At 38.9% G+C, this 6,862-nt stretch carries 7 protein-coding genes; 6 read left to right on the top strand and 1 reads right to left on the bottom strand.

The window, feature by feature from the left end; all coding sequences use genetic code 11:
* Window positions 1-12: 12 nt before the first annotated feature.
* Window positions 13-1,101: an AI-2E family transporter gene (locus tag V1L65_RS12485; protein WP_331699482.1), complete on the bottom strand. Its 1,089-nt coding sequence runs from the start codon at window positions 1,099-1,101 to the stop codon at window positions 13-15.
* Window positions 1,102-1,317: 216 nt separating this feature from the next.
* On the opposite strand from V1L65_RS12485, the gene uppS reads away from it, so the two are divergent.
* From uppS to V1L65_RS12455, 6 genes are all read left to right on the top strand, one after another.
* The gene (gene uppS, locus V1L65_RS12480) at window positions 1,318-2,067 is read left to right on the top strand and encodes a polyprenyl diphosphate synthase (protein WP_331699481.1); all 750 of its coding nucleotides are present in this window, start codon (window positions 1,318-1,320) and stop codon (window positions 2,065-2,067) included.
* Window positions 2,068-2,257: 190 nt separating this feature from the next.
* Window positions 2,258-2,668, top strand: a complete 411-nt coding sequence (locus tag V1L65_RS12475) for a MerR family transcriptional regulator (RefSeq protein ID WP_331699480.1) — start codon at window positions 2,258-2,260, stop codon at window positions 2,666-2,668.
* A 34-nt stretch (window positions 2,669-2,702) separates the two neighbouring features.
* Window positions 2,703-4,007 (top strand): hemolysin family protein, encoded by a 1,305-nt coding sequence (locus V1L65_RS12470; protein WP_331699479.1) that lies wholly within the window; start codon window positions 2,703-2,705, stop codon window positions 4,005-4,007.
* A 498-nt stretch (window positions 4,008-4,505) separates the two neighbouring features.
* On the top strand, window positions 4,506-4,790 hold the full coding sequence (locus tag V1L65_RS12465; RefSeq protein WP_331699478.1) for a DUF3889 domain-containing protein: 285 nt from the start codon (window positions 4,506-4,508) through the stop codon (window positions 4,788-4,790).
* Window positions 4,791-4,984: 194 nt separating this feature from the next.
* Window positions 4,985-5,518, top strand: a complete 534-nt coding sequence (locus V1L65_RS12460; RefSeq protein WP_331699477.1) for a sigma-70 family RNA polymerase sigma factor — start codon at window positions 4,985-4,987, stop codon at window positions 5,516-5,518.
* Entirely contained in the window at window positions 5,499-6,803 is a 1,305-nt protein-coding gene (locus tag V1L65_RS12455) for a hypothetical protein (RefSeq protein ID WP_331699476.1), read from the top strand. Before V1L65_RS12460 ends, V1L65_RS12455 begins: the two co-directional genes overlap by 20 nt.
* The last annotated feature ends 59 nt before the right edge of the window (window positions 6,804-6,862 follow it).

Below are 6,862 nucleotides of genomic sequence, written 5' to 3'. Positions count from 1 at the left end.
TCTTTTTCTATATTAAGCTTTCATCTTCTTCTTGCGATTTTTCAGCAGGTGCAGCTGATAGAAATAAGTAACGATCTCACGTGCAACAGCGTAGAAAGGTACCGCCAGGAACATGCCGAGCAGTCCTCCGAAGCTGCCTGCCACGAGTAATATTAAAATAATCGTTAACGGATGAATGTTAAGCTTCCGTCCCATAATTTGCGGTGAAAGCAAATTGCCTTCAATTTGTTGTGCAATCAACACGATTACAACTACTTTAATGGCCATGGCAGGTGAATCGATCAAAGCGATGATAACAGCCGGGACAGCTCCAATTATGCCCCCGACATACGGAATCAAGTTGAAAAACATCATGCAAATGGCCAGAATCAACGGATACTCCAGTCCAATTGCCGCATACCCAATAAATATTAGAACGCCGAGACAGAGGCTGAGCAGCACTTTTCCTTGCAAATAGGAGCTGAGCGCTTCGTCCATTTCTTTTAAAATATGACGGCCGTCATCGACCTGATCTTCTGGAAGAAAGTGTAATATTTTACGCGGCACCTTCTCGCCCTCGCTAAGCATGTAATACAGGATGAATGGGACTGTAGTAAGAACAATTAGAAATTGAGTGAAAAAAGAAATAATACTTTGAACTGAATTTAACGTAATCGTCGTTGCACGATTTAAATATTCACCTACATTTTCAGACCAGTCCACCTTATTCTTTGGCAGGTATTGCCCAAACCAGGCATGCTTTTGCAATTCTGCAAGCTGGGATTGCGCTGAAGCAAGCAGATGCGGCAAGCTTTCTACCAGCGAATTGAACTGATTGACGATATATGGTCCTACCCAAATGGACGCGGCCACAATAATGCCCAGACCAACAATATAGACGAGTGAAATAGCCAGCCATCTGGCAAGCTTGAGCTTCTCAAGACCCTTAATAACCGGACGCAGAACATAGTATAAAATACCAGAAACAAAAATCGGGAAAAACAAGGTTTGAAACACGATACCTATCGGTCTAAACAAAAAATCTACCTTGCTTGCCAAAAATACGATTAATAAAAATAATGCAATTCCGTATCCGATACGAAAATACTTGCCTTGGGGCATAAAGCACACCTTCTTTTCTAGTTGAGTTCTTTAAAAACATTCGATTAGGATATAACTTATTCCTGCCCATCTATTTCAATTCGTCTGGAAAGAGTATACTTTATACGTAATGACATCAGAGTTAAATCTTTTACTAAAATATTGGAAAACACTGTATGTATACGTTATAATTACTTTAAGATGCAATAGTATTAGAAGAAAAGAATGGTGATAGAAATGAACATTCTTGATTTGATAGAAAAAAACAAAATGAAAAAAATAACTAAACAGATAGATTGGGATCATAACTTCCCTAAACATATCGCAATTATGATGGACGGCAACGGCAGGTGGGGAACAAATAGAGGCTTGCCCCGTACGGCCGGACATTATGCAGGCATGAACACGATGAAAGAAACAATTCGAAACTGCCGGGAAATGAACGTTGATTATTTAACGTTATATGCTTTTTCCACAGAAAATTGGAAACGGCCCAAAAATGAAGTGGACTATATCATTAGTCTAGTAAACGAATTTGTAAATGATGAAACCATGGAAGAAATGAATCGAAACAATATTAAGGTCCATTTTATTGGAGATATTCAAAAGTTTCCTGCTGATACCCGGCAGCATATGAAATTTGCAGAAGATATGACAAGCTCGAATAATGGAATGGTCGTTAATTTTGCAATGAATTACGGCGGCCGCAGCGAAATTATTTATGCAATTAAATCCATAGTTTCCGAACAAGGCAAAGAGGAACTGTCTGAGCAAGAGTTCGAACGACATCTCTATACCTCCGATTGTCCTTCGCCTGAACTCATTATTCGAACAAGCGGAGAGAAGCGGCTCAGCGGTTTTTTATTATGGCAAGCTGCGCAAGCAGAAATATGGTTCACTAACGAAATGTGGCCAAGCTTTAATAAATATTTATTGCACAAAGCTATATTGGACTACCAAAATCGAAAACGTGTTCAGGCTAAATGAATATATATTCGAGAAGTTGACGTGAATCGTCCTAAAATCTCATCTCCTATGTAGGGGATGGGATTTTTTGTTTTACAATTAGAGTTTTCTAATTTTCTTGTAAACGCAGGTATAATATAGTTATTATAAAGTGTAACGTTATAGTTTGTGTATAACGTGATAGTGGAGGGGATACCATGGGAAGGAAGAATTGAGAATAAGTGAATTGGCTGATGCTGCTGGTGTCACGAAGCGTACGATAGATTACTATACGCAACTAGGCTTATTAGAAGTAAAGAAATCAGAGAATAACTATAGGCATTATCCAAAAGACTGTATAGAAAGATTAATTACGATTGAACGGTTGAAAAAACAAGGCTTCAGTTTGCAGGATATTAAACATCAATTTGAAAATCCTGTGCCCAAAGCAGCTGAATGTCAGACTCACGAAGAAATCGATATTTATGAGCTTCGTGCAAAAATTCATCTATTAAATAAAGAAGTACAGCAGTTTATTACAAATAATGAACTAGCCGATGAAAAAGATTTGAAAAAAATGAATAAATTACTGCGCAATGATAGTGTGGCTTTAATGCAAACGATATTACTATTACTTTCATAGGGGGTGAAGTCTTACTTTAAGTAAGACGAACTTTTTGACAGCGATAAATTTAACAATTTTTGTGATTCTGATAGCTTTAACCGCATTTTTCGTAGCAACAGAGTTTGCAATCGTTAAAGTGAGACAAACAAGAATAGAACAGTTAACGTTAGAGGGAAGAAAAGGATCCAGAGCTGCAAAGCATGTCACCGCTCATTTGGATGAATATTTATCTGCTTGTCAATTAGGAATTACAGTAACCGCTCTAGGCATTGGTATGGTTGGCGAATCAACCTTTGAATTTATTTTGCATCCATTATTTGAAAGCATAGGCATTCCGGTTAATTGGATTCATGGTTTTACAATTGGTGCTGCTTTTGTGATTGCTACGTTTTTACACGTTGTCGTAGGAGAACTGGCACCCAAAACGATTGCGATTCAGAAAGCGGAAGCTGTAACGCTGTTATTTTCTAAACCCATTATGATCTTTTACAAGCTGTTGTATCCGTTTATTTGGTTCTTAAATGGTTCAGCACGCTTTTTAGTCGGTATTTTTGGCATGAAGCCTGCCAGTGAGCATGAAGTGTCACACACGGAAGAGGAATTAAGATTATTACTGGCGGAAAGTTATAAGTCTGGGGAAATCAACAATAATGAATTAAAATTCGTCAACAATGTATTTGAATTTGATGATAAGCATGCCAAGGAAATTATGATTCCTAGAACAGAAATTGTTGGATTTGAAATTAATACTTCTTTTGAAATTGTGCTGGAACGCATCTCACAAGAGAAATATACGAGATATCCTGTCTATAAGGGAGATAGAGATAATATTATAGGTTATATCAACATCAAGGATTTATTATTACAAGGGATTAAGGATAAGGATTCCAGTGCAACATTTACTCTTAGTAAGTTTGTTCAACCCATCATTAACGTGATTGAAACGGCACCAATTAAAGAAGTGCTGCAGAAAATGCAAGCTGAACGCATACATATGTCTATACTAGTAGACGAATATGGCGGAACATCAGGCTTGTTAACGGTTGAAGATATTGTAGAAGAGCTGGTTGGAGAAATTCGGGATGAATTCGATGAGGAAGAAATTTCTCACATACGTAAAGTCAATGAGGATCATTATATTATTAATGCGAAGGTGCTGCTTGATGACGTCTCACATTTGCTGCAAATTCCAATGAAAGATGATCATGTCGACACGCTTGGCGGCTGGTATTTTGTTAGAGACTCTGAGCTCAAAACGAATCATACAATTGAATACGGCGGATATGATTTCAGTATAAAACAGAAACATGGACTAGTGCTGCAATACATTGAAGTAAAGAAAATGGATGATGTTTGACGCTCCAAAAAATGGGACTGCTACAAGTCGGGCGACTTTGCTGCTGCTCCAGTCCCATTCTTGCTCTCTATCACTCTTATAGATTATTTGCGTTTGCCCGAATCAGATCGACATGGACACACGTTCTGCAATTTGACTCAAACCGTCTTTTTTGATTTTCGCGGCCACACGTTCCGTTATATGACTCAAAACCGCCAATTATTAATTTTCGCGGCCAGACGTTCCGCTATACGCCTCTTAATGAGGCTTTTTTTGCGATTTTAGGATCAATAACGGAACGTGTGTCACTTTGCTGCTTCAAAACTGCGATTTTGGGCGTAATAACGGAACGTCTGACCAGCTAGGGGAGGTGATCCACTAATGAGCCAGCCTTTATACCGTGCGAATATATAGCACCGATCGCTTCTATATGAAATTTTATGCACAATGGGAATATTTCACATTCATCAGGGGAAACTAGGCGCGGAGGTGTTCAACATTAAGACGATCCTGCTACTGATGATTAATTTAATTACTGTATTCACTATTTCTTCCGTTTCCGCCGAAGCTGTACCTGACTATGCAAAATGGGGTAAAATCGCAATAGAAGAAACTCAAAAACGATTTGATTATGCGGAAATTATCGACTATAAGCACATAGGCCGGGTAGATTTAGCACCTGCGAAGTCAGAAGAAAAATTTAAACTTTGGCTAAGAAACAAAGAAGGAAATGAATTTGGGGTGTTTATAACCATTCAATTCGACCCGACAACGGATAAAATACGATCTATTAAATTCCTTTAACCCAAGAGATAGACACTAATAAGTGCTCATCTATTGGGTTATTTTTTTGCAATTATTTTTAATTATTCAAAAGAACAGCTGAATTACCGACAAAAAGAGTATTCCTAAGCTTCAAATAAGAAAATTTTTAATCATGTAAAGCCAAATCCTCAGCATCTACGTCAAATAAATAGATAGTCAAGAACAGGCAGGTGATGAGCATTATTAGTTGGGTCAAGCAAGCACAGAACGGTGATCAGAATGCATTTATTCATTTATTTAGCCAATTCGAAGCGGACATTTATCGTATCGCTTTCCTATATTTAAACCATCGGGATGATGCGCTCGATGTTGTTCAAGAAACGGCTTATCGCTCCTATCGAGCGTTACAAGGATTAAAGGAGCCTAAATATTTCAAAACTTGGCTAATCAGCATTGCGATTCGGTGTTCGATCGATCTGCTTCGGCAAAGACGCAAAGTCGTTCCATTAAAGCCAGAGTATGAGGAATTATTAAATGATGACGGAAAAGCGCTTGATATCCCGTTGTCATTATCGCTTCAGGACATGATTGATCGGTTGAATGAAGAGGAGAAGAGTGTTATTATTTTACGCTTCTTTTATGACCACACGATCAAGGAGACAGCAGACATTTTAGAGCTTCCTCTCGGTACGTCAAAAACTATATTATATCGGGCACTTGGAAAACTACGGAAACAGGCAAGGGAGGATGGATGGCTTGAACCATGAATGGAAACGAGAATTTGAAAGTATTCCGCTGCCTTCGGAGCTTCGTCAGCACAGTCTTATGGGTATTCAACGTGCTCAAGAAGAATTAAATCAATCTATAGGTGCCAGCTGCAAGAAACCGACTATAAAATTATCCCGGAAATCAATTTTTACATCTATTCCTGTAGGACTGCTAGTTATTATTTTGACCATCTCTGCGTTTCAACCGCAAGTCATCGCAGGTATTCAGCGAATACTCCAGTTCGTGCCGGGTATTGGGATTGTAAAGCAAGAAGAGCAGGAAATTAATCGCTATGTGTTAAAACAGCCCGTTAACATGCAGCTCGGATTAGGAGAAATTATGGTTACTGGAGTTATGGTGGATCAGGAAATGACCTATTTGACAATGACGGGCAACAGGTTCTTTCAAAAGCCTAATGAGATTGTTTTAGTTAATAATAAAGGGGCGGAGTTTGTAATAAAGCACTCCACGTCCGTTGGATCTGTAAACCAGTGGTCTGCTGGTTATTGGTATCAAGGAAAGCTCGATATTGAAGACGGTCCGGCAAAAATTATCATCAGGGAACCTAAGCAGTTCGAGATTCCATTCACACTCATGAAGGCCGAAAAGTTTGGCAGCTATGAAGAGATGGGCGAGACAGCAGCTCTAAACGACATAAGTATTACTGCAATTGCCTCAAGAAACGGCAGCAAAGGCAGGCTCTCACTCATTTCGCAACAAGCTGGCAACATTAGAGTTATAGATTATGGAGTACATGGCATTCACAATGGCCGAACTTTAAGTTTAAAGGATGCAGATGGCAAGTTGCTGGAAATCGAAAAAATACCGGGAGTCGGAGGACCCGTAAGAGATTTTTATTTTAAACTTAACCCGGATCAGACTAATGCAGCATATACACTTCACATCCCGGAGATTAATGTCGAGTACGAAGATAAGGTTGCGGTCAAAGTGCCTACCAAGACGGAAGATAACCTGAACAAGACCTTTACGATCGCCGGATTTCCGGTCACAATTACACGGACTGAAAGGTTAAGCGATAATATTTTACGTGTGTATTTGGATCTGCATTTTAATCCGAATACAGAAAAATCGTTGCATATGTTGGGGTTTGAACTAAAAAGCTATCATGGCAAACTGAATGATCAAACTGGCGCGCTGGAATACGTTGAATTTGATATACCCTCGGGTTTTAAGGAAAAGAAATTGACAATCGTCAAGCCGGAAGTTCTAATTCGTGGACCTTGGATTTTTCAGTTCCTTGCGGATAAATATTTTAAACCTTAAGGGATTTAAGCTATAATCAATCTGGGTGCATCGCACAATAAAATGAAATTAGGTATTGT

Origin of the sequence: Paenibacillus sp. IITD108 (genome assembly GCF_036541265.1) — a bacterium.
Taxonomy (GTDB): Bacteria; Bacillota; Bacilli; order Paenibacillales; family Paenibacillaceae; genus Pristimantibacillus.
Note: the sequence above shows the minus strand (reverse complement) of the source record. Positions and strands in the feature narration are given on the sequence as shown.

What these genes read in the sequence shown, in the direction of transcription:
- V1L65_RS12455 (WP_331699476.1), top strand. Translation starts at nt 5,499, where the DNA reads ATGGATGGCTTGAACCATGAATGGAAACGAGAATTTGAAAGTATTCCG.
- uppS (WP_331699481.1), top strand. Translation starts at nt 1,318, where the DNA reads ATGAACATTCTTGATTTGATAGAAAAAAACAAAATGAAAAAAATAACT.
- V1L65_RS12465 (WP_331699478.1), top strand. Translation starts at nt 4,506, where the DNA reads ATGATTAATTTAATTACTGTATTCACTATTTCTTCCGTTTCCGCCGAA.
- V1L65_RS12460 (WP_331699477.1), top strand. Translation starts at nt 4,985, where the DNA reads ATGAGCATTATTAGTTGGGTCAAGCAAGCACAGAACGGTGATCAGAAT.
- V1L65_RS12485 (WP_331699482.1), bottom strand. Translation starts at nt 1,101, where the DNA reads ATGCCCCAAGGCAAGTATTTTCGTATCGGATACGGAATTGCATTATTT.